Origin of the sequence: Gallaecimonas kandeliae, from assembly GCF_030450055.1 — a bacterium.
Classification (GTDB): domain Bacteria; phylum Pseudomonadota; class Gammaproteobacteria; order Enterobacterales; family Gallaecimonadaceae; genus Gallaecimonas; species Gallaecimonas kandeliae.
In genome coordinates, this window is record NZ_CP118480.1 from 16,787 (window position 1) to 36,757 (window position 19,971).

A 19,971-nucleotide genomic window follows, 5' to 3' on the forward strand; every position below is an offset into this window, starting at 1 on the left:
AGGAAACCCAATGAGCCAACAGACTTTCCTCCTGGCCTATTCGTCCGTGGACGGCCAGACCCGCGCCATCATGCAGGCCATCGCCGAGGAGTTGCACGAGGCCGGCTACCAGGTACGGTTCTGCGACATAGAACGCAATGCCGAGCCCGAGTGGGAAGGGATAGACCAGGTGGTGGTGGGCGGTGCCGTGCGCTACGGCGATCACCGGCCCGGGCTCTATGACTTCGTCAAGGCCCAGGTGGTGGAACTGACTGCCAGGCCCAACGCCTTTTTCAGCGTCAACATGACGGCCAGGAAGGCGGGTAAGGACACCCCTGAAGGGTCCCGCTATATGCAAAAATTCCTGGAGAAGAGCCCCTGGCACCCGCAGCGCTTGGCGGTCTTTGCAGGGGCTCTCAAATGGGACAGGTACGGCCTTTTCGACAAGACCATGATCCGCTTCATCATGTGGCTCACCAAGGGCCCCACCGACACCCGCCAGAACGTCGACCTGACCGACTGGGCTGCCGTCAGGGCCTTTGCCAAAGCCCTCATTGGCGCCAGAAGGACGGCGTAAGTACCGTTACCACCGTCAGGATCTCCAGGCGGCCCAGCAGCATCCCCAAAGACAACAGCCATTTGGCGCCGTCCGGCAGGCTCTCGAAGTTGCCGGCCGGGCCCACTATGCTGCCAAGACCCGGGCCCACGTTGGTCACCGCCGTGATGGAGGCGGTAAAGGAGGTCACCAGGTCCAGGTCCATCAGGCCCAGGCCCAGGGTGATCAGCGCCACCGTCAGGAAGAAGGCCAGGGAGAAGGCTACCAGGGAGCGGATGATGTCGTCCGCCACAGGCCTGCGGTTGTAGTTCTGCACGAAGACCGCATTGGGGTGGATCAGCTGCTTGAGCTGCAGGTGCAGCATGCCCGCCGCCAACTGGAAGCGGAAGATCTTGATGCCGCCGGCGGTGGAGCCGGAGCAGCCCCCAACGAACATCAGCAGCAGGAAGGCCGTGACCGCGAAGGGGCCCCAGAGGCTGTAGTCGGTGAGGGCGTAGCCGGTGGTGGTCACCACAGATACCACGTTGAAGGCCGACATCCGCAGGGCGTCCAGGAAGGGCTGCCCGGATCTCAGGCTCAGCCAGATGGCCAGGATCACCGACACCGTGGTCAGGAAAACCACGTAGCCCCTGAACTGCTCGTCACGCCACAGGTTCCACTGGTTCTTACGCACCGCGTTCACCAGCAGCAGGAAGGGCATGCCCCCCGCCATCATGAAGAAGGTACCCACCCAGTGGCTGGCCGGGCCGAAATGGGCCATGGAGGCGTCTGAGGTGGAGTAACCGCCGGTGGAGACGGTGGTCATGGCGTGGTTGATGGCCTCGAACCAAGTCATGCCGGACAGCCAGTAGCAGAGCAGGCAGAGGCCGGTCAGGGTCAGGTAGACCCAAAGGATATCCCTGGCCAGGGTGGCGGTACGGGGCGCGCTCTTGTCGCTCCACTCCGAGGACTCGGTGCGGAACAGCCGCATGCCGCCCACCCCCAGGAAGGGCAGTACCGCTACCCCCATGACGATGAAGCCTACCCCCCCCAGCCATTGCAGCAGGGACCTCCACAAGAGGATGGAGCGGGCCATGGTGTCCAGCCCCGACAGCACGGTCGAGCCGGTGGTGGTGATGCCGGACATGGTCTCGAAGAAGGCGTCGGTGTAGGTAATGTGCTCCACGAACACCAGGGGTAGGGCCGAGAAGCCGGACACCAGCAGCCAGGTCATGGAGGTGAGCAGGAACATGTCCCGCACCTTGAAGCGGCCTATTTCCTTGCTGCCTTTTGCCATGCAAATCAAGGCAGCGGCATAGGTGATGATGGCCGACTCCAGGAACTGCATGGTGCCGTGCTCACCGTCCCAGAAGGCCAGGGCCGTGGGCAGCAGCATCATCACCGCCAGTACGTTCAGGAAGACACCGATGATGAAGAGCACGGGTTTGTAGTTGAACATGGCGGGCCTAGAAGAAGAGGGCGCTGGGTTGGAAGAGCTTCTCGACGGCGGTGATGTGCTGCTTGTTCACCAGGAACAGGATCACATGGTCGCCGCTCTCTATCACTGTCCTGTCGTGGGCGATCAGCACCTCTTCCCCCCGAACTATGGCGCCGATGCTGGCCCCGGGGGGCAGCTTGATGTCGGCCACGGCCCGGCCCACCACGTGGGAGGTGCCGGCGTCACCGTGGGCCACTGCTTCGATGGCCTCGGCGGCGCCGCGGCGCAGGCTGTAGACGTTGACGATGTCGGCGCGGCGGATATGGGTCAGCAGCGCCGATATGGTGGCGGTCTGGGGCGATATGGCGATGTCGATGGTGCCGCCCTGCACCAGGTCCACGTAGGCGCTGCGCTGGATCAGCACCATCACCTTGTGGGCGCCCAGCTGCTTGGCCAGCATGGCCGACATGATGTTCACCTCGTCGTCGTTGGTGACGGCGATGAAGACGTCGGTCTGGTCGATATGCTCTTCCTGGAGCAGCTCCTGGTCGGAGGCGTCACCGGTAAAGACGATGGTGTTGCTGAGCTTCTCGGACAGGTAGGCCGCCCGGGCCGGGCTGCGCTCGATGAGCTTGACGGCGTATTTCTTCTCCAGCTGTTTGGCGAGGCCGGCCCCTATGTTGCCGCCGCCTGCGATCATCACCTTGCGGTAGGGTTGTTCCAGGCGCTGCAGCTCGCTCATCACGGCGCGGATATGGCCGGAGGCGGCGATGAAGAAGACCTCGTCGTCCGCCTCGATGACAGTGGTGCCCTGGGGTTTGATGGCCCGGCCCTGGCGGAAGATGGCCGCCACCCGGGTGTCCACGTTGGGCATGTGCTCGCGCAGGGTGGACAGGGCGTTGCCCACCAGGGGGCCGCCGTAATAGGCCTTGACCGCCACCAATCCTACTTTGCCGTCGGCAAAGTCCAGTACCTGCAAGGCGCCGGGGTAGTCCACCAGGCGGCGGATGTAGTTGGTGACCAGGGACTCGGGGGAGATGATGTGGTCGACGGGAATGGCATTGTCGCCGAACAGGTCGCCCTTGTACTTGAGGTACTGGTCGGCGCGGATGCGGGCGATCTTGGTGGGGGTGTGGAAGAGGCTGTAGGCCACCTGGCAGGCGATCATGTTGGTCTCGTCACTGTTGGTGACGGCGATCAGCATGTCGGCGTCTTCGGCACCGGCCCGCCTCAATGTCTCGGGGTGGGCGGCATGGCCGTGGATCACCTGGATATCGAACCTGTCCTGCAATTCACGCAGCCTGTCCAGGTTCTGTTCCACCAAAGTGATGTCGTTTTGTTCGCCTACCAGGTTTTCCACCAGGGTGCCGCCAACCTGGCCGGCACCCAGAATGATGATTTTCATGCCCAAATTCCCGTTTCAAAAGGGCTTATATGGTTGGACTAGGGCTTTTTTAGCACCCTTGCATAGAAGAAGCCATCCATCTGTCTCTCGCCTGGCAACAGTTGCCAGCCGGGTGCCGTCTCGCTTTCGCCCTCATGGATGGGCTGGAGCTGGGCGTCCGGGGTGCGGGCCAGGAAGGCTTTGATCTGCTCCCGGTTTTCTTCCGGCAGCACTGAGCAGGTGGCGTAGAGCAGGGTGCCGCCCGGCTTCAGCATGGTCCAGCAGTTATCCAGAATACGCGCCTGCAGGGTCGCCAGTTCCCTGATGTCGTTATCGCGGCGCAGCCAGCGGATGTCCGGGTGGCGGCGGATGACGCCGGTGGCGGAGCAGGGGGCGTCCAGCAGGATACGGTCGAAGGCTTGGCCGTCCCACCAATCCTGTTGGCTGGCGTCGGCCGTTACCAGACGGGCTTCGAAGCCCAGGCGGTCCAAGTTCTCGCGGACCCGCACCAGCCGGCTTTCGCTGACATCAAGGGCAGTGACCTTCACGTCGGCCAGTTCCAGCAGGTGGGCCGTCTTGCCGCCGGGGGCGGCGCAGGCGTCGAGGATGCGTTCCCCATCCTGGGGCGCCAGCAGCTCGGCGGCATGTTGGGCGGCACCGTCCTGGACGCTCACTTCGCCATCCTTGAAGCCGGGCAGGGCAGTGACGTCCTGGGCCTCTGCAAGGTAAAAGGCATTTTGGAGTGAGTCTTCGCTTACAGTCTCAATCCCGGCTTCATTGAGCCTGGCCAGGTATGGGTCACGTTGGGTCTTGCGTTGGTTACAGCGCAGCCAGAGCGGTGCCTGGTTGTTGTTGGCGTCGATGATGGCCTGCCAGCTGTCGGGGTAGGCCTTGCGCAGCCGGCCCAGCAGCCAGTCCGGATGGAGGCTGGCCACGGCCTTGTTGCGGGCAGCCTCGTCCAGCAGGGTCTGACCCTGGCGTTCAGCGTTGCGCAGTACACCGTTGACCAGGCCCTTGAGCTTGGCCTGGCCCAGCAGCGGCGCGGCGGAAACGGTCTCGCCGACGGCGGCGTGGGCAGGGATGCGGCTGAAGAACAGCTGGTAGAGACCCAGCACCAGCAATTGGTGCAGGATGCGGGTCTTGCCCTTGAGGGGTTTGTCCATCAGCTTGCCGAGGGCGGCATCCAGCAGCCGGTACTGACGAAGGGTACCAAAGCAGAGGGCCTGCAACAGGGCCTTGTCCTTGGGGTTGGCCAACTGGCTTTGTGCCTGGGGCAGGGCCTCAGACAGGGAGCGGCCCTCGTCCAGCACGGCGGCCAGCACTCTGGCCCCCTGGGCGCGGAGTTTGGCGCTCATGACAGCACTGTTCCGGCTTGGAACCAGTCCTGGCGGGCGTTGAGCACATCGGCGGCGGCCATGGCCTTCTTGTTCGGCAGTTGCAGTTGGGTGATACGCAGCACGCCATCACCCGTTGCCACATCGATGCCGGCCTTGCTGGCAGCCAGCACAGTGCCCGGGGCCTTGTCGCTTTGTTGGTCCAGTACCTGGGCTTGCCATACCTTGATGGACTGATCCTGGTACTGGAAGTGGCTGACCGGCCAGGGGTTGAAGGCCCTTACGCTGCGTTCGATGAAGGCGGCACCCTGGTGCCAGTCGATCTGGGCCTCTTCCTTGCTGAGCTTCTCGGCATAGTTGGCCTGACTGTCGTCCTGGGGCTCGGCCTTGAGGCCTTCCAGCTGGTCCAGGGTCTCCAGCAGGGCCTTGGGGCCCAGCTCGGCCAGCTTGTCGTAGAGGCTGGCTGAAGTGTCGGTGGCGGTGATTGGCAGGCTGGCCTTGGCCAGCATGGCGCCGGTATCCAGGCCCTTGTCCATCTGCATTATGGTGACGCCTGTCTCAAGGTCGCCGGCCCAGATGGCCCTTTGGATGGGGGCGGCGCCGCGCCAACGCGGCAGCAGTGAGCCATGGACATTGAGGCAGCCGAGGCGCGGCATGTCCAGCACCGCTTGGGGCAGGATCAGGCCGTAGGCCACCACCACCATGACGTCGGCCTGGTACTGGGCCAGCTCCAGCTGCCCTTCCGGTTTTTTCAGGCTCTGGGGTTGATGCACGGGAATGTTGTGCTGCTCGGCCAGAACCTTGACTGGGCTGGGGGTCAGCTTCTTGCCGCGGCCTGCCGGCCTGTCGGGTTGAGTGAAGACGGCCACTACTTGATGCTGGCTGTCCAGCAGGGATGCCAAATGGCGGGCCGCGAAATCCGGCGTGCCCGCGAAGACGATGCGCAATTTTTCCAAGGGAGCCCCTCAGGCGTTGATGGATTGACGGGCTACTTGGCGGGCTTCCTTCTCCAGCTTCTTGCGGATACGTTCGCGCTTGAGCGGAGACAGGTAGTCGATGAAGAGTTTGCCTTTGAGGTGGTCAAGCTCGTGCTGGACACAGACGGCCAGCAGGCCTTCGGCTTCCAGAGTGAACTCCTGGCCGTTTTCGTCCAGGGCCTTCACCACCACGTGCTCGGCCCTTTCCACTTCGGCATAGTTGCCGGGCACGGACAGGCAGCCCTCGTCACCCATGGCTTGGCCATCTTTGGATATGATCTGGGGATTGATGAAGACGCGGCGCTCATTGCGTTCTTCGGAAACGTCCATTACCACCACCTGCAGATGGACGTTGACCTGGGTCGCGGCCAGGCCTACACCGTTTTCGTCATACATGGTGTCGAACATGTCACTGACCAGTTCGCGGATGGCATCATTGACCTCGGCGACCGGTTTAGCCACAGTGCGAAGACGCTCATCCGGGTAGTGCAAAACGTTAAGAACTGCCATAAGTTTCTGATTACTGCGCTAATATGAGTGTGAAGCCAGATAGATATGCTGTAATTTTAGCCATTTGAACCTGGCAATGACAGCCATAATAATCAACCAAGGTTCTCAGCTGCCAGCGAGGGGCTGGTAAAAGGACGAAAAAAATGAAAAAAATCCTGCTTGCACTGGCTGCGGCGGCCGTTGCCTGGCTTGCCTTCGCCGACGAATTGCAACTCAAGAATGACTTTCCCAAGACCTATGTGGTGAAGAAGGGGGATACCCTCTGGGACATCTCCGCCAAGTACCTGAAAAACCCCTGGCTCTGGCCAAAACTCTGGCAATCCAACGAGCAGGTGGACAACCCCCACCTTATTTACCCGGGCGATAAGCTGAGCCTGGTGATCATCGATGGTGTGCCGCAACTGGTACGCAAGCCCATGGTCAAGCTGTCGCCCACCGCTCGGGTGATAGAGAAGGACAAGGCCATTCCCACCCTGCCTACAAACCAGATCCGTACCTTCCTGACCCACCAGCAGATAGTGGACGACGACCTGCTGAAAGGGGCTCCCAGGGTGACAGGTGGTGCTGACCGTACCAAGCGCCTGACCGACAGCATGGAGATGTACGCCAAGGGCGACAAGATTGACGAAGGCCGCCTCTATGGCGTCTATCGTAAGGGCAACAGCTACGTCGATCCCAAGACCGGCGAGGACCTGGGTACCGAAGCGATACTGGTGTCCGTGGTCAAGGCCATGGATGTCCGTACCCTTAAGGTCAGCGACGACGAAGATGCCCAGAGCTTCCAGTTGGCTTCCTTGAAGGTGGAGCAGGTGGAGCGTGAGATAAGCCAGGGCGATTACCTGCTGCCCTTGGACGATCACAGCCTGCCGGTCTACTTCCAGCCTCATGCTCCAGGTGCCCTGGTGGAAGCCCGTATCATCGACTCTTCCCGCAAGACCAGGGCCTTGGGCAAGTACGACGTGGTGGTCCTCGACAAGGGGGCTCGCGACGGCATCGACCCCGGCATGGTCCTTGAAGCGAAGCGGGACGGGGCCAAGGTGCTGGTCAAAGACAAGACCGAGTACGAGGAAGACGCCAGTGTCTTCGACCGCTGGTTCTCTTCTGACGAAGAAACAGTGACCCAGCCCAGCGAGGCCATAGGCCAGATGATGGTGTTCCGCACCTTCGACAAGCTGAGCCTGGCGTTGATCCTCAAGGCTGAGAAGCCGATCCGGGAGATGGATCTGGCCACCAACCCGGAGTGACCATGAACGGTGCCAGGCAGCAGTTGGCCTTGTCCCTGCTGCCCGGCATCCGGGCTGCAAACTGGCGCCGGTTGGCCTCTTGGTCACCGGCGTTTTTGCTTTCTGCGTCCGAAGCCGAGCTCTTGGATGCCGGCGTCCCTCCTGCTTTCCTGGCCAAGCGTCGGCAACTGGACTGGCAGCGGGTGGACGACATCCTGACATGGATGGCGCGAGATGGTGTACAGCTGCTGTTCTTGGGCGACAGCGATTATCCGGCCTTGCTGGCCGAGAGTCCCTGGCCGCCGGTCAGGCTCTTTGTAAAGGGCCGGGTTGAACTGCTTGATAGCCCGCAACTGGCGGTGGTGGGCACCCGCAAGCCGAGCCCCGCCGGCCGAAGTGCCCTGGGCCTAGTGGAACCGCTGCTGGCCGCCGGCCTGATCCTGACCTCGGGCATGGCTCTTGGCATAGACGGCCTGGCTCACCAGTTGGCTCTCAAGGTGGGCGCTCCCACCGTCGCCGTCTTGGCCACGGGGCTGGACCAGTGTTACCCCAGGCGCCATCAAGCGCTTTTCGAGCAGATCGCCGCGCAGGGCGCGCTGGTCAGCGAGATGCCACCCGGTACGGCGGCACTGCCGGCCCTCTTTCCGCAACGCAACCGCATCATCGCCGGTCTGTCTCTGGCGACCCTGGTGGTGGAGGCGGGACTAAAGTCCGGGTCCCTGATAACGGCCCGCCTGGCGGCGGATGCCGGTCGAGAGGTCCTGGCGGTACCGGGAACGCCTTTCAATCCCCAGGCTCAAGGGTGCCACCAGTTGCTCAAGGAGGGCGCTGGCCTGGTGACGGAACCCGAAGATCTGCTGCTGGCCCTCAAGGGCTGGGCGCAGCGGCCGATCCAGAAGGTGAGCGAAGTGGAGTTGTTGCCAGAACATCCGGTTCTGGATACTGTAGGAGATGACACCACCCCGCTGGACCTGATCGTCGAACGGTCCCGGTTGGAAGTGGATGTCGTCCTCTCATATTTGCTCGAGCTGGAGATGCTTGGCCTTGTGAGCCGTGTCCCGGGCGGGTATGTCAGACAGAGGAGGCAGTCGCATGTTTGATGTCCTCATGTATTTGTTCGAAAACTATGTCCATTCCGAAGTGGAAGTCATGATGGACCACGAGCAACTCACCGACGAGCTTTCCAGGGCTGGCTTTCGCCATGAAGAGATCTTCAAGGCGCTGGCCTGGTTGGAACGTTTGGCCGCACTGCAAGAAAACGGCGATCACCCTTTCCTGGTCAATCTTCCCCAGCACAGCATCCGCGTCTACACCCAGGACGAAATGCTGCGCTTGGACACCCAGTGTCGCGGTTTCCTGATGTTCCTGGAGCAGATCCAGGTGCTGAGTGGTGAAACCCGGGAAATGGCCATCGACCGGCTGATGGACTTGGAACAGTCCAGCATCTCACTCGAGGATCTCAAGTGGGTGGTGCTGATGGTGCTGTTCAACGTACCCGGCCAGGAAAATGCCTACGCCAAGATGGAAAACCTGCTCTTTGAAGAGCCGGGCGAGCACTTACACTGAGCCGTGTAGGCGCCTGCCATGATCGGTGGCTTGCTGCCTGATCCACTTGGACAGCAGCCACTTGGTACCGGCTTCGGTCGACAGTCCCTGATGAAGGGATAACGCCTCCCGCTGGCCGTCGGCGTCGACGTTGTCGAAGGCCAACAGGTCACCCGTCCGCCCCCGAACGCGAAAGTCCAGGCGGGGGAAGTCCGTTTCACCCCCCGTGAAGTCCTCGTTGAGGTAGATCAGCACCGTCTTGGCCCGTTGACCGCCGTCGGCCAGCAGCCGCTCGGCGCCAGCCTGGCTGGTGTCGAAGGCATCGAAGTGGGGCTTGAAGGCCTGGCCCGGCTGGTAGTGCAATACCCCTGTGCTCTCCTGCCTGTCGGCAGGCAGGTCCACCGCCGTGGCGATACGTCGCTCCAGCCAGATCACGAAAGGGCAGGCCAGTCCTGAGCTGAAGCTCATGGAACCATTGGTGCGTACCAAATGCTTGAGGGGTTGGCCAGTGGTCGGATCCAGGGTCTGGGCCGGGGCCAGCCAGGGGGCTGCCGTCCAGCGCAGGTAGGCGCAGGCCATGGAGCTGATGAAGCCCGGCAACAACAACATGCCTTCCGGCAGGGAAGTGGTTTCGGCTTGCTGCGGCAAGGCTGTCTTCAACAGCTCTCGCTGCCTTTGTACCAATGGATGCTGGGCCGGGCTCTTGGCCAGCCAGGTTTCAGCGTCATCCTCGACATGGGACAACAGGTAGCCAAGCAACGGCAGTTGACTCGGGTTCAAGCTTTTTAGGAGGGTCCTGGCTTCATCTTGCTGCCCCCTGCAATCCAGTACCAAGGCCGCCAAGAGCGTCATTTCCGGGTTCTGGCTTGCCAGCAGCTCCTGGCACAGCCTGTCGTCATCCCAGTCGCTGGTGCCATAGGCCACTTTCAGGGTGATGGCCGGCGGCATCGGTTGCCCGGCCAGGTAGCGTTTGGCTGCCGGAAGGTCAGCTGGCACGAAAGGGGCGCAGGACAACAACATGGCCGCCTGCTGCCGCGCCTTGGTATCCCCAGCATCGGCTTGGGCCAGGATCTGGTTTAGAATGTGGGGCGGTATTGGGGCGTCGAGCATGGCTGTGCAGGCATCTTGGCAAACAAGCCTCAACCTTACCTTTGTCACGGCATTGTTAAAAGGTGGTGCATGTCCAAAATCGACCACAGTCTCTTCGACGCCTCGGCCCATGCCTTGGACCAGGTGGCCGGACCCTGCCCTCAATGTGGTGGCAAGTTGGTGATAAGGCATGTGGGCAAGCACAGTTTCATCGGCTGCAGCTCTTATCCTGCCTGCGATTACAGCAAGCCCCTCAAGGGCCAGGAGTCCAGCATCCTCAAGGTGCTGGACCAGGCGTCCTGCCCACAATGCGGCGCTCCCCTGGCGGTGAAGCAGGGCCGTTACGGCATGTTTATCGGTTGCACCGCCTTTCCTGCCTGCCACTACATCGCCGAGGATCAGGACGAGAAGGATACGGACACCCCTTGCCCTTCCTGCCACAAAGGCGAACTCTTGGAGCGGGTTAACCGCTTCGGCAAGACCTTCTACAGCTGCGACCAATACCCCCATTGCAAGTACGTGCTGAACGACCCGCCCGTGGCCCAGTCCTGCCCGAAATGCGGCTGGGGGTTGATGGTGAAGAAGACGCTTAGAGGCAAAGCCGTGCTGCAATGCCCGGCCAAGGGCTGCGGCCACATCGTCGAGGAAAGCAACTGAGCCCTGCAACGGCGGCGCAGTCGCGGTTAGAATGAGGCATCATCATTCAACCAGATGCTGACCATGTACGACGCTGTTATCGAACACCTGCAAAACGGCGGCCTTATCGCCTACCCCACCGAGGCCGTGTTTGGCCTTGGTTGCGATCCGGACAATGAGGAGGCGGTACGGGCGCTGTTGGCGCTCAAGGAACGGGACCCGGCCAAGGGCTTGATCCTGGTGGCGGCCAGCTATTCCCAGGCCTTGAGGTTTATCCGTGACAACGACATTCCCCAGGACCGCCGTTTCGCCGTCTTCTCCCGCTGGCCCGGGCCTGTGACCTGGGTCATGCCGGCCAAGGCTGAGGTGCCTTTCTGGCTCAAGGGCGATCATGACAGCCTGGCCGTGCGCGTCAGTGATCATCCCCTGGTTCGCAGCCTCTGTGACGCCTACGGCAAGCCCCTGGTCTCCACCAGCTGCAACAAGGCCGGCGAGCCGCCGCTGCTGACCGCCGAGGCCGTTCGCCAGCAGTTTGGTGACGCCGTGCTGGTGGTGGATGGTGAAGTGGGCGGCCTGGACAAGCCTACCTCCATCTTTGACGCCATCACAGGTGAACAACTGAGGGGGTGAGATGAGCCATCCGCGACTGGAAGAGGTCAAGGCCTTTCTGCTGGCCTTGCAGGACGATATCTGTGCCCAGCTGGAATCCGCCGACGGCCAGGCCCGTTTCATCGAAGATAGCTGGGAAAGGCCGGGCGGCGGCGGTGGCCGCACCCGGGTGCTGAGCGGCGGTGCCGTCATAGAGCAAGGGGGGGTCAATTTCTCCCACGTCTTTGGTGACAACATGCCGGCCTCGGCAACGGCCCACAGGCCAGAGCTTGAGGGACGCAGCTTCCACGCCGTCGGTGTCAGCCTGGTGATCCACCCCCACAACCCCCATGTGCCCACCAGCCATGCCAATGTCCGTTTCTTTATCGCCGAGAAGGAAGGAGAGGAGCCTATCTGGTGGTTCGGTGGCGGCTTCGACCTCACCCCTTTCTACCCGGTGCTGGAGGACGTCAAGCATTGGCACCAGGTGGCTAAGGACCTCTGCGCGCCCTTCGGCGAAGCCGTCTACCCCAGGTACAAGGCCTGGTGTGATGACTACTTCTCCCTCAAGCACAGGGGGGAGACCCGTGGGGTAGGGGGGCTCTTCTTTGACGACCTCAACCAATGGGACTTCGAGCGCTGCTTTGCCTTCATGCAGGCGGTGGGCAAGGGTTATTGCCAGGCCTACCTGCCGATCATCGAAAAGCGCAAGGACACCCCTTACGGCGAGGCCGAGCGGCAGTTCCAGCTTTACCGCCGTGGCCGCTACGTGGAGTTCAACCTGGTTTGGGACAGGGGGACCCTCTTCGGCCTACAAACCGGCGGCCGCACCGAGAGCATACTGATGTCCATGCCGCCCTTGGCGCGCTGGGAATACTGCTACCAGCCTGCGCCGGGCAGTCCAGAGGCGGCCTTGCAGGACTACCTGCGCCCCCGCGATTGGTTGTCGGAATAAAGAAGATAAAGAAGGCGGCCCAGGCCGCCTTCTTTACTGGTTGATCATGTGGGTTGCCAGAGGGGCGAGGGCGTTGTGTAGAGCTTCACGCAACTGAGGGTTCTCCACCACCTCTGCCATGGCCTTGTCCATGCAGTGCATCCATTGATCGCGCAGTTGCTGGTTGACGGTGAAAGGCAGGTGCCGTGCCCGCAGCCTGGGGTGGCCGTATTTTTCTTCGAAGAGGGCAGGGCCGCCCAGCCAGCCGGACAGAAACTCGAAGAACTTCTGGCGTATGGCATCCAGCGGCTGGGGGTGGATGGCCAGCAGCTCGGTGGCTACTGGATCCGTTTCCATGATGTCGTAAAAGCGGTTGGCCAGGCGGCGCACCGCCGCTTCGCCCCCCAGCATCTGGTAAGGGGTACGCTCCGGCGTCGGATGTTCTGGTATGCTCATCTTGCGTTTCAACCACTTGAACATGCTTAGCAATGGACCTCTACACAGTGATCGGCAACCCGGTGGAGCACAGCCGCTCCCCTTGGATGCAGGCCAGGTTTGCTGAACTGGCCGGGCAGCATATCAAGTATGACCGTACCCTGGCACCCCTGGACGGCTTCGGTCAGACCCTGACGGCGCTGGCGGCGGCAGGCCTCAAAGGGGCCAACGTCACAGTGCCCTTCAAGGAGGAGGCCTTTGCGCTGGCGGATGGCCTGACGGCCAGGGCCCGCCAGGCAGGGGCGGTCAACACCTTGATTCGCCGGGCTGACGGCACTTGGCTGGGGGACAACACCGATGGCGTAGGTTTGGTCGCGGATCTGCTGCGCCTGGGCGCCGACCCCAAGGGTAAGAGGGTACTGGTACTGGGTGCGGGTGGGGCCAGCCGCGGCATCTTGGGGCCTTTGCTAGAAAGGCAGCCGGCCAGGCTGATCTTGGCCAATCGCACCTTTGACAAGGCGCGGCGCCTGGCAGAACAGTTCCCCATTCAGGCTTCTTCTTATGCTGGCTTGGCTGGCCAACATTTTGACCTGGTCATCAACGCCACCTCCAGTTCCCTCCATGACGAAGTGCCAGCTGTCCCTGCCGATGCCATGATGGGCGCCAGCCTGGCCTATGATTTGGTGTACCGCAAAGGCGGCACTGCCTTTGAGCACTGGGCCAGGGCACAGGGGGCCAAGGCCAGCGCCGATGGTCTTGGCATGCTGGTAGCCCAGGGAGCCGAGAGCTTCTATCAATGGCGCGGGGTTCGCCCAGACTGGCAACAAGTGCTGGCAGAAATGAAGGAGAGCCTATGAACCAGTCCATCCAGTTCCTGGAGTCTGCCGTCTTCGACGAAGCCAGTGGCGCCATTCGCCTGGATGTCACCATCAACGGCTGGCGGGTGCCCTGTTACTTCCACCCCAGCTGGTTTGATGAAAGCCAACTGGTGGTTGCCCAAGCGGAAGACCTCATCAACCGCGAGCAACTGCGCATGGAAGAAGTCATAGAAGAGGCCATAGGCGCAGAGGCCCTGGACGTCCAGGGCGAACTGCACTTCGATTAACCGAGGTACTCATCCTTGAGGCGCACATAGTTGTCGGCGGAGACAGCCAGGAAAGTGCGCTCCCCCTCGTTCAGCGGCCTGGCTTGTTTTACCGGTGAGCCCACATAGAGATAGCCGGACGCCAGGCGCTTGCCTGGCGGTACCAGGCTGCCGGCGCCGATGATCACATCATCTTCTACCACGACACCGTCCATGACGATGGCACCCATGCCCACCAGTATGCGGTTGCCGAGCTGGCAGCCGTGCAGCATGCACTTATGCCCGACAGTGACATCGTCTCCGATGATGAGGGGATAACCTTCCGGCACTTCCTTATGTTTACGGGTCACATGCAGCACTGAGCCGTCCTGCACATTGGAGCGTTCACCGATGTGGATATGGTTGACGTCGCCCCGGCCGGCCACCAATGGCCAGATGGAACTGTCCTTTCCTATATGGATGTCGCCCACCAGTACGGCACTTTCGTGGACAAAAACGCCTTCAGACAGGCTGGGCACTATGCCCTTGTAGGCTTCCAGGCTCATAAAGGCCCCTTCTTTGATGGAAATAACGACGATTTTGCGGTGCTTCGTTCAATAAAGCAGCGGTTGAAAGAAAACTTTCAAATAGCCCTTGCAGCGCCGCGCGCGCTCCCTATAATGCCACTCCACCAGCGGGACGTCAGCGAAGAAAGCCGAATCCCAAAGGTAAAAAACTTGAGAGATAACAACGTGTTAACTTAAGTTTTTTTGAGATTCAGGTATTGACATCGAATCTCAGGGGTGTAAGATACACCTCCTCGCTCGAGCAGAGCGACGCTCTTTAACAATAGAATCCAAGTAATCTGTGTGGGCACTCGCAGAGGGTAAGTTCTCGAAATATTGAGATTTACTCGATGAAGTTGAGTGTTCAACACTTCAGCAATTCATTGAGCATCAAACGCTTTTAATTGAAGAGTTTGATCATGGCTCAGATTGAACGCTGGCGGCAGGCTTAACACATGCAAGTCGAGCGGTAGAGGGGAGCTTGCTTCCCTTGAGAGCGGCGGACGGGTGAGTAATGCGTAGGGAGCTGCCCGATAGTGGGGGATAACCATTGGAAACGATGGCTAATACCGCATGATGTCTACGGACCAAAGAGGGGGACCTTCGGGCCTCTTGCTATCGGATGCGCCTACGTGGGATTAGCTAGTTGGTGAGGTAACGGCTCACCAAGGCGACGATCCCTAGCTGGTCTGAGAGGATGATCAGCCACACTGGGACTGAGACACGGCCCAGACTCCTACGGGAGGCAGCAGTGGGGAATATTGGACAATGGGCGCAAGCCTGATCCAGCCATGCCGCGTGTGTGAAGAAGGCCTTCGGGTTGTAAAGCACTTTCAGCGAGGAGGAAAGGGTGCTAGTTAATACCTGGTTCCTGTGACGTTACTCGCAGAAGAAGCACCGGCTAACTCCGTGCCAGCAGCCGCGGTAATACGGAGGGTGCAAGCGTTAATCGGAATTACTGGGCGTAAAGCGCACGCAGGCGGTTAGTTAAGTTAGATGTGAAAGCCCCGGGCTTAACCTGGGAATTGCATTTAAGACTGGCTAACTAGAGTCTTGGAGAGGGGGGTGGAATTTCCGGTGTAGCGGTGAAATGCGTAGAGATCGGAAGGAACATCAGTGGCGAAGGCGACCCCCTGGCCAAAGACTGACGCTCAGGTGCGAAAGCGTGGGGAGCAAACAGGATTAGATACCCTGGTAGTCCACGCCGTAAACGATGTCAACTTGGAGTTTGTGTTCTTGAAACGTGGACTCCGGAGCTAACGCGTTAAGTTGACCGCCTGGGGAGTACGGCCGCAAGGTTAAAACTCAAATGAATTGACGGGGGCCCGCACAAGCGGTGGAGCATGTGGTTTAATTCGATGCAACGCGAAGAACCTTACCTACTCTTGACATCCAGAGAACTTTCCAGAGATGGATTGGTGCCTTCGGGAACTCTGAGACAGGTGCTGCATGGCTGTCGTCAGCTCGTGTTGTGAAATGTTGGGTTAAGTCCCGCAACGAGCGCAACCCTTGTCCTTTGTTGCCAGCGCGTAATGGCGGGAACTCAAAGGAGACTGCCGGTGATAAACCGGAGGAAGGTGGGGACGACGTCAAGTCATCATGGCCCTTACGAGTAGGGCTACACACGTGCTACAATGGCGCGTACAGAGGGATGCAAGCTGGCGACAGTGAGCGGATCTCATAAAGCGCGTCGTAGTCCGGATCGGAGTCTGCAACTCGACTCCGTGAAGTCGGAATCGCTAGTAATCGCAGATCAGAATGCTGCGGTGAATACGTTCCCGGGCCTTGTACACACCGCCCGTCACACCATGGGAGTGGGCTGCACCAGAAGTAGATAGCTTAACCTTCGGGAGGGCGTTTACCACGGTGTGGTTCATGACTGGGGTGAAGTCGTAACAAGGTAGCCGTAGGGGAACCTGCGGCTGGATCACCTCCTTACTAAAAGAGACTGCCGCTGCGCAGTGTCCACACAGATTACTTGGAAAGCCTGCTCTCGAGCAGGCTTTCTTGTTCTTTAACAATTCGGAAAGCTGATAACACTGCAATTTAAACGAGATTCTCAATTTACTTTGAGCGTCCGGCGAAAACCAGGTGTTAGTCACATACGACATAACGGCATTAACGTTGCTGTTTATGGTTCGCAAGCATTGCCCGGGTCTGACAAGGCCGGCGACGAATGCGGGAGGGAATGTACTTCGGTACATGACTGACCAAATGAGGAAGCCAACGCCGTCAGAGACGAGGCAGGCGCAGCGAAACCCTTCGGGGTTGTATGGTTAAGTGACTAAGCGTACAGGGTGGATGCCTAGGCAGTTGGAGGCGATGAAGGACGTGCTAATCTGCGATAAGCATTGGTGAGGTGATAAGAACCGCTTGAGCCAATGATTTCCGAATGGGGAAACCCACTTGCATAAGCAAGTATCATTACGTGAATACATAGCGTAATGAGGCGAACCGGGAGAACTGAAACATCTAAGTACCCCGAGGAAAAGAAATCAAACGAGATTTCCTCAGTAGCGGCGAGCGAACGGGAAAGAGCCCAGTGTGTTTATCAGTGCTTGGTATAGTGGAACGGTATGGAAAGGCCGACGACACAGGGTGATAGTCCCGTACATGAAATGCCAGGTATTGTTGCATACGATGAGTAGGTCGGGACACGTGGTATCTTGACTGAATATGGGGACCATCCTCCAAGGCTAAATACTCCCAACTGACCGATAGTGAACCAGTACCGTGAGGGAAAGGCGAAAAGAACCCCGGCGAGGGGAGTGAAATAGAACCTGAAACCCTGTACGTACAAGCAGTAGGAGCCCTTCGGGGTGACTGGGTACCCTTTGTATAAAGGGTCAGGGACTCACAGTTTGTGGCGAGGTTAACCGAATAGGGAGCCGTAGGGAAACCGAGTCTTAACTGGGCGTCCAGTCGCAAGGTATAGACCCGAAACCCGGTGATCTAGTCATGGGCAGGTTGAAGGTGCCGTAACAGGTACTGGAGGACCGAACCCACTACTGTTGCAAAAGTAGGGGATGACCTGTGATTAGGGGTGAAAGGCCAATCAAACCGGGAGATAGCTGGTTCTCCTCGAAAGCTATTTAGGTAGCGCCTCGGACGAATACCTTGGGGGGTAGAGCACTGTTTGGGCTAGGGGGTCATCCCGACTTACCAAACCCATGCAAACTCCGAATACCCAAGAGTACTATCCGGGAGACAGACGGCGGGTGCTAACGTCCGTCGTCAAAAGGGAAACAACCCAGACCGTCAGCTAAGGTCCCAAAGTCATAGCTAAGTGGGAAACGATGTGGAAAGGCTTAGACAGCTAGGAGGTTGGCTTAGAAGCAGCCACCCTTTAAAGAAAGCGTAATAGCTCACTAGTCGAGTCGGTCTGCGCGGAAGATGTAACGGGGCTAAGCTATGCACCGAAGCTACGGGTTCACACACTGTGTGAGCGGTAGAGGAGCGTTCTGTAAGCCTGTGAAGGTGTGTCGGGAGGCATGCTGGAGGTATCAGAAGTGCGAATGCTGACATGAGTAACGTTAAAGCGGGTGAAAAACCCGCTCGCCGGAAGACCAAGGGTTCCTGTCCAACGTTAATCGGGGCAGGGTGAGTCGGCTCCTAAGGCGAGGGCGAAAGCCGTAGTCGATGGGAAACAGATTAATATTTCTGTACTTCTATGCAATGCGATGGGGGACGGAGAAGGCTAGGCAGGCATGGCGTTGGTTGTCCATGTGAAAGTGCGTAGGCTGGGGACTTAGGCAAATCCGGGTCCCTATAAGTCGAGACACGAGACGAGTCACTACGGTGACGAAGCTGTTGATGCCACGCTTCCAGGAAAAGCCTCTAAGCTTCAGTTGCATAGGAACCGTACCCCAAACCAACACTGGTGGTCAGGTAGAGAATACCAAGGCGCTTGAGAGAACTCGGGTGAAGGAACTAGGCAAAATAGTACCGTAACTTCGGGAGAAGGTACGCTCTTGTTTGTGAAGGACTTGCTCCGTAAGCAGACGAGAGTCGCAGTGACCAGGTGGCTGGGACTGTTTATCAAAAACACAGCACTGTGCAAACTCGAAAGAGGACGTATACGGTGTGACACCTGCCCGGTGCCGGAAGGTTAATTGATGGGGTTAGCCGTAAGGTGAAGCTCTTGATCGAAGCCCCGGTAAACGGCGGCCGTAACTATAACGGTCCTAAGGTAGCGAAATTCCTTGTCGGGTAAGTTCCGACCTGCACGAATGGTGTAACCATGGCCACGCTGTCTCCACCCGAGACTCAGTGAAATTGAATTCGCTGTGAAGATGCAGTGTACCCGCGGCTAGACGGAAAGACCCCGTGAACCTTTACTACAGCTTGACACTGAACATTGAGCCTACTTGTGTAGGATAGGTGGGAGGCTATGAAACCAGGACGCCAGTTCTGGTGGAGCCAACCTTGAAATACCACCCTGGTATGTTTGATGTTCTAACTTAGACCCGTTATCCGGGTTGAGGACAGTGTCTGGTGGGTAGTTTGACTGGGGCGGTCTCCTCCCAAAGAGTAACGGAGGAGCACGAAGGTTGGCTAATCCTGGTCGGACATCAGGAGGTTAGTGCAATGGCATAAGCCAGCTTAACTGCGAGACTGACACGTCGAGCAGGTACGAAAGTAGGTCATAGTGATCCGGTGGTTCTGAATGGAAGGGCCATCGCTCAACGGATAAAAGGTACTCCGGGGATAACAGGCTGATACCGCCCAAGAGTTCATATCGACGGCGGTGTTTGGCACCTCGATGTCGGCTCATCACATCCTGGGGCTGAAGTCGGTCCCAAGGGTATGGCTGTTCGCCATTTAAAGTGGTACGCGAGCTGGGTTCAGAACGTCGTGAGACAGTTCGGTCCCTATCTGCCGTGGGCGTTGGATGATTGAAGGGAGTTGCTCCTAGTACGAGAGGACCGGAGTGAACGAACCTCTGGTGTTCGGGTTGTCACGCCAGTGGCACTGCCCGGTAGCTAAGTTCGGAATCGATAACCGCTGAAAGCATCTAAGCGGGAAGCGAGCCCTGAGATGAGTCATCCCTGAGACTTCGAGTCTCCTAAAGGGTCGTTGAAGACTACGACGTTGATAGGCTGGGTGTGTAAGCGTAGTGATACGTTGAGCTAACCAGTACTAATTGCCCGTGCGGCTTAACCATACAACACCCAAAGGGTTTTGTAGGACGCCAAAGAAGGCGAGAAACTCAAAGCATTGTTATCAGCTAATCCGAATTGAATAAGTTGGCCCGCAAGGGCGGACTTAAATGAATTCGCCTGGCGGCAATAGCGCTGTGGAACCACCTGAACCCATTCCGAACTCAGAAGTGAAACGCAGCCGCGCCGATGGTAGTGTGGCATTCGCCATGTGAGAGTAGGTCACCGCCAGGCACCTAATAAACGAAGAACCCCAGCCTAATGGCTGGGGTTTTTTCGTTTATAGCGCCTGACGGCGCCCACCTCTCACATCACGGCCACCGCCGCTAGCGCGGTGTGGCATGACGCGCGCCATCCCTGGCGCTCGCCCTACGGGCCATCGTCGCAAGCGCCGATGTTCCAAATCGTTCCCGACGATTTGGTCGCCCTGTGATGCAGCTTCGACAAGCTCACATGGTGACATCAACAGCGCGGCCAACGGCCGCTTCAATACCATGTGAGAGGAGGGCGCAAAGCCGGTCGCGCAGCGAGAGGCAGTGCCGGTGGCACTGGCTCAGGCTTGCCGCGCGAAGGGCT

The 19,971-nt window shown here is 59.3% G+C and carries 17 protein-coding genes and 3 rRNA genes; 12 read left to right on the top strand and 8 right to left on the bottom strand.

The window, feature by feature from the left end:
• Positions 1–10: 10 nt before the first annotated feature.
• Positions 11–556 (top strand): menaquinone-dependent protoporphyrinogen IX dehydrogenase, encoded by a 546-nt coding sequence (hemG, locus tag PVT67_RS00065; protein WP_301496516.1) that lies wholly within the window; start codon positions 11–13, stop codon positions 554–556.
• Here the strand turns inward: hemG and PVT67_RS00070 are convergent.
• The 5 genes from PVT67_RS00070 to def are packed head-to-tail and all read right to left on the bottom strand — an operon-like array spanning position 531 to position 6,157.
• Positions 531–1,973: a TrkH family potassium uptake protein gene (locus tag PVT67_RS00070; RefSeq protein WP_301496518.1), complete on the bottom strand. Its 1,443-nt coding sequence runs from the start codon at positions 1,971–1,973 to the stop codon at positions 531–533. The genes hemG and PVT67_RS00070 overlap by 26 nt on opposite strands.
• Positions 1,974–1,980: 7 nt before the next feature.
• On the bottom strand, positions 1,981–3,357 hold the full coding sequence (gene trkA / locus PVT67_RS00075) for a Trk system potassium transporter TrkA (protein WP_301496520.1): 1,377 nt from the start codon (positions 3,355–3,357) through the stop codon (positions 1,981–1,983).
• Positions 3,358–3,395: 38 nt separating this feature from the next.
• Positions 3,396–4,691: a 16S rRNA (cytosine(967)-C(5))-methyltransferase RsmB gene (gene rsmB / locus PVT67_RS00080; RefSeq protein ID WP_301496522.1), complete on the bottom strand. Its 1,296-nt coding sequence runs from the start codon at positions 4,689–4,691 to the stop codon at positions 3,396–3,398.
• Positions 4,688–5,626, bottom strand: coding sequence for a methionyl-tRNA formyltransferase (gene fmt, locus PVT67_RS00085; RefSeq protein WP_301496525.1), 939 nt, complete (start codon positions 5,624–5,626; stop codon positions 4,688–4,690). The genes rsmB and fmt overlap by 4 nt, the downstream gene beginning before the upstream one ends.
• A gap of 9 nt (positions 5,627–5,635) precedes the next feature.
• A complete protein-coding gene (def, locus tag PVT67_RS00090) occupies positions 5,636–6,157 on the bottom strand; it encodes a peptide deformylase (RefSeq protein ID WP_301496527.1) in 522 nt (173 codons plus the stop codon).
• Between the two features lie 143 nt (positions 6,158–6,300).
• Here def and PVT67_RS00095 point away from each other — a divergent pair, with 143 nt between their 5' ends.
• Genes PVT67_RS00095 through PVT67_RS00105 form a run of 3 tightly spaced genes read left to right on the top strand, consistent with a single transcriptional unit; the run spans position 6,301 to position 8,946 of the window.
• On the top strand, positions 6,301–7,401 hold the full coding sequence (locus PVT67_RS00095) for a LysM peptidoglycan-binding domain-containing protein (protein ID WP_301496529.1): 1,101 nt from the start codon (positions 6,301–6,303) through the stop codon (positions 7,399–7,401).
• Between the two features lie 2 nt (positions 7,402–7,403).
• Entirely contained in the window at positions 7,404–8,480 is a 1,077-nt protein-coding gene (dprA, locus tag PVT67_RS00100) for a DNA-processing protein DprA (RefSeq protein ID WP_301496531.1), read from the top strand.
• The gene (locus PVT67_RS00105) at positions 8,473–8,946 is read left to right on the top strand and encodes a DUF494 family protein (RefSeq protein ID WP_301496533.1); all 474 of its coding nucleotides are present in this window, start codon (positions 8,473–8,475) and stop codon (positions 8,944–8,946) included. Before dprA ends, PVT67_RS00105 begins: the two co-directional genes overlap by 8 nt.
• Here the strand turns inward: PVT67_RS00105 and PVT67_RS00110 are convergent.
• A complete protein-coding gene (locus tag PVT67_RS00110) occupies positions 8,938–10,035 on the bottom strand; it encodes a 2OG-Fe(II) oxygenase (protein WP_301496535.1) in 1,098 nt (365 codons plus the stop codon). The two genes, PVT67_RS00105 and PVT67_RS00110, sit on opposite strands and share 9 nt — an antisense overlap.
• A 69-nt stretch (positions 10,036–10,104) precedes the next feature.
• Between PVT67_RS00110 and PVT67_RS00115 the strand changes: the two genes are divergently transcribed.
• From PVT67_RS00115 to hemF, 3 genes are read left to right on the top strand one after another with little or no spacing between them, the layout of a single operon-like run.
• Positions 10,105–10,671, top strand: coding sequence for a DNA topoisomerase family protein (locus PVT67_RS00115; RefSeq protein ID WP_301496538.1), 567 nt, complete (start codon positions 10,105–10,107; stop codon positions 10,669–10,671).
• Between the two features lie 54 nt (positions 10,672–10,725).
• Positions 10,726–11,280 carry an L-threonylcarbamoyladenylate synthase type 1 TsaC gene (gene tsaC / locus PVT67_RS00120; RefSeq protein ID WP_301496540.1) on the top strand — a complete coding sequence of 185 codons (555 nt, stop codon included), beginning with the start codon at positions 10,726–10,728 and terminating at the stop codon, positions 11,278–11,280.
• Between the two features lies 1 nt (position 11,281).
• Positions 11,282–12,193 (top strand): oxygen-dependent coproporphyrinogen oxidase, encoded by a 912-nt coding sequence (gene hemF, locus PVT67_RS00125; RefSeq protein ID WP_301496542.1) that lies wholly within the window; start codon positions 11,282–11,284, stop codon positions 12,191–12,193.
• A 33-nt stretch (positions 12,194–12,226) separates the two neighbouring features.
• Here hemF and PVT67_RS00130 read toward each other — a convergent pair whose 3' ends face one another.
• Positions 12,227–12,628, bottom strand: coding sequence for a group II truncated hemoglobin (locus PVT67_RS00130; protein ID WP_301496544.1), 402 nt, complete (start codon positions 12,626–12,628; stop codon positions 12,227–12,229).
• 32 nt (positions 12,629–12,660) lie between these two features.
• Here PVT67_RS00130 and aroE point away from each other — a divergent pair, with 32 nt between their 5' ends.
• Together aroE and PVT67_RS00140 are read left to right on the top strand one after the other, a co-directional pair.
• Complete coding sequence (gene aroE / locus PVT67_RS00135) at positions 12,661–13,464, top strand: shikimate dehydrogenase (protein ID WP_301496546.1); 804 nt, start codon at positions 12,661–12,663, stop codon at positions 13,462–13,464.
• The gene (locus PVT67_RS00140) at positions 13,461–13,712 is read left to right on the top strand and encodes a hypothetical protein (protein WP_301496548.1); all 252 of its coding nucleotides are present in this window, start codon (positions 13,461–13,463) and stop codon (positions 13,710–13,712) included. Before aroE ends, PVT67_RS00140 begins: the two co-directional genes overlap by 4 nt.
• On the opposite strand, the gene PVT67_RS00145 is transcribed toward PVT67_RS00140, so the two are convergent.
• On the bottom strand, positions 13,709–14,236 hold the full coding sequence (locus PVT67_RS00145) for a gamma carbonic anhydrase family protein (protein ID WP_301496550.1): 528 nt from the start codon (positions 14,234–14,236) through the stop codon (positions 13,709–13,711). The genes PVT67_RS00140 and PVT67_RS00145 overlap by 4 nt on opposite strands.
• 401 nt (positions 14,237–14,637) lie before the next feature.
• Here PVT67_RS00145 and PVT67_RS00150 point away from each other — a divergent pair.
• The 3 genes from PVT67_RS00150 to rrf all read left to right on the top strand — a co-directional run bounded on the left by PVT67_RS00150 (position 14,638) and on the right by rrf (position 19,629).
• Positions 14,638–16,174: ribosomal RNA gene (locus tag PVT67_RS00150) — 16S ribosomal RNA — on the top strand.
• Positions 16,175–16,510: 336 nt separating this feature from the next.
• Positions 16,511–19,400 (top strand): 23S ribosomal RNA (locus tag PVT67_RS00155).
• Between the two features lie 114 nt (positions 19,401–19,514).
• A 5S ribosomal RNA gene (gene rrf, locus PVT67_RS00160) occupies positions 19,515–19,629 on the top strand.
• The 16S, 23S and 5S rRNA genes sit together here, the layout of an rRNA operon.
• The last annotated feature ends 342 nt before the right edge of the window (positions 19,630–19,971 follow it).

What these genes read in the sequence shown, in the direction of transcription:
- hemG (WP_301496516.1), top strand. Translation starts at nt 11, where the DNA reads ATGAGCCAACAGACTTTCCTCCTGGCCTATTCGTCCGTGGACGGCCAG.
- PVT67_RS00070 (WP_301496518.1), bottom strand. Translation starts at nt 1,973, where the DNA reads ATGTTCAACTACAAACCCGTGCTCTTCATCATCGGTGTCTTCCTGAAC.
- trkA (WP_301496520.1), bottom strand. Translation starts at nt 3,357, where the DNA reads ATGAAAATCATCATTCTGGGTGCCGGCCAGGTTGGCGGCACCCTGGTG.
- rsmB (WP_301496522.1), bottom strand. Translation starts at nt 4,691, where the DNA reads ATGAGCGCCAAACTCCGCGCCCAGGGGGCCAGAGTGCTGGCCGCCGTG.
- def (WP_301496527.1), bottom strand. Translation starts at nt 6,157, where the DNA reads ATGGCAGTTCTTAACGTTTTGCACTACCCGGATGAGCGTCTTCGCACT.
- PVT67_RS00095 (WP_301496529.1), top strand. Translation starts at nt 6,301, where the DNA reads ATGAAAAAAATCCTGCTTGCACTGGCTGCGGCGGCCGTTGCCTGGCTT.
- dprA (WP_301496531.1), top strand. Translation starts at nt 7,404, where the DNA reads ATGAACGGTGCCAGGCAGCAGTTGGCCTTGTCCCTGCTGCCCGGCATC.
- PVT67_RS00105 (WP_301496533.1), top strand. Translation starts at nt 8,473, where the DNA reads ATGTTTGATGTCCTCATGTATTTGTTCGAAAACTATGTCCATTCCGAA.
- PVT67_RS00110 (WP_301496535.1), bottom strand. Translation starts at nt 10,035, where the DNA reads ATGCTCGACGCCCCAATACCGCCCCACATTCTAAACCAGATCCTGGCC.
- PVT67_RS00115 (WP_301496538.1), top strand. Translation starts at nt 10,105, where the DNA reads ATGTCCAAAATCGACCACAGTCTCTTCGACGCCTCGGCCCATGCCTTG.
- tsaC (WP_301496540.1), top strand. Translation starts at nt 10,726, where the DNA reads ATGCTGACCATGTACGACGCTGTTATCGAACACCTGCAAAACGGCGGC.
- hemF (WP_301496542.1), top strand. Translation starts at nt 11,282, where the DNA reads ATGAGCCATCCGCGACTGGAAGAGGTCAAGGCCTTTCTGCTGGCCTTG.
- PVT67_RS00130 (WP_301496544.1), bottom strand. Translation starts at nt 12,628, where the DNA reads ATGAGCATACCAGAACATCCGACGCCGGAGCGTACCCCTTACCAGATG.
- aroE (WP_301496546.1), top strand. Translation starts at nt 12,661, where the DNA reads ATGGACCTCTACACAGTGATCGGCAACCCGGTGGAGCACAGCCGCTCC.
- PVT67_RS00140 (WP_301496548.1), top strand. Translation starts at nt 13,461, where the DNA reads ATGAACCAGTCCATCCAGTTCCTGGAGTCTGCCGTCTTCGACGAAGCC.
- PVT67_RS00145 (WP_301496550.1), bottom strand. Translation starts at nt 14,236, where the DNA reads ATGAGCCTGGAAGCCTACAAGGGCATAGTGCCCAGCCTGTCTGAAGGC.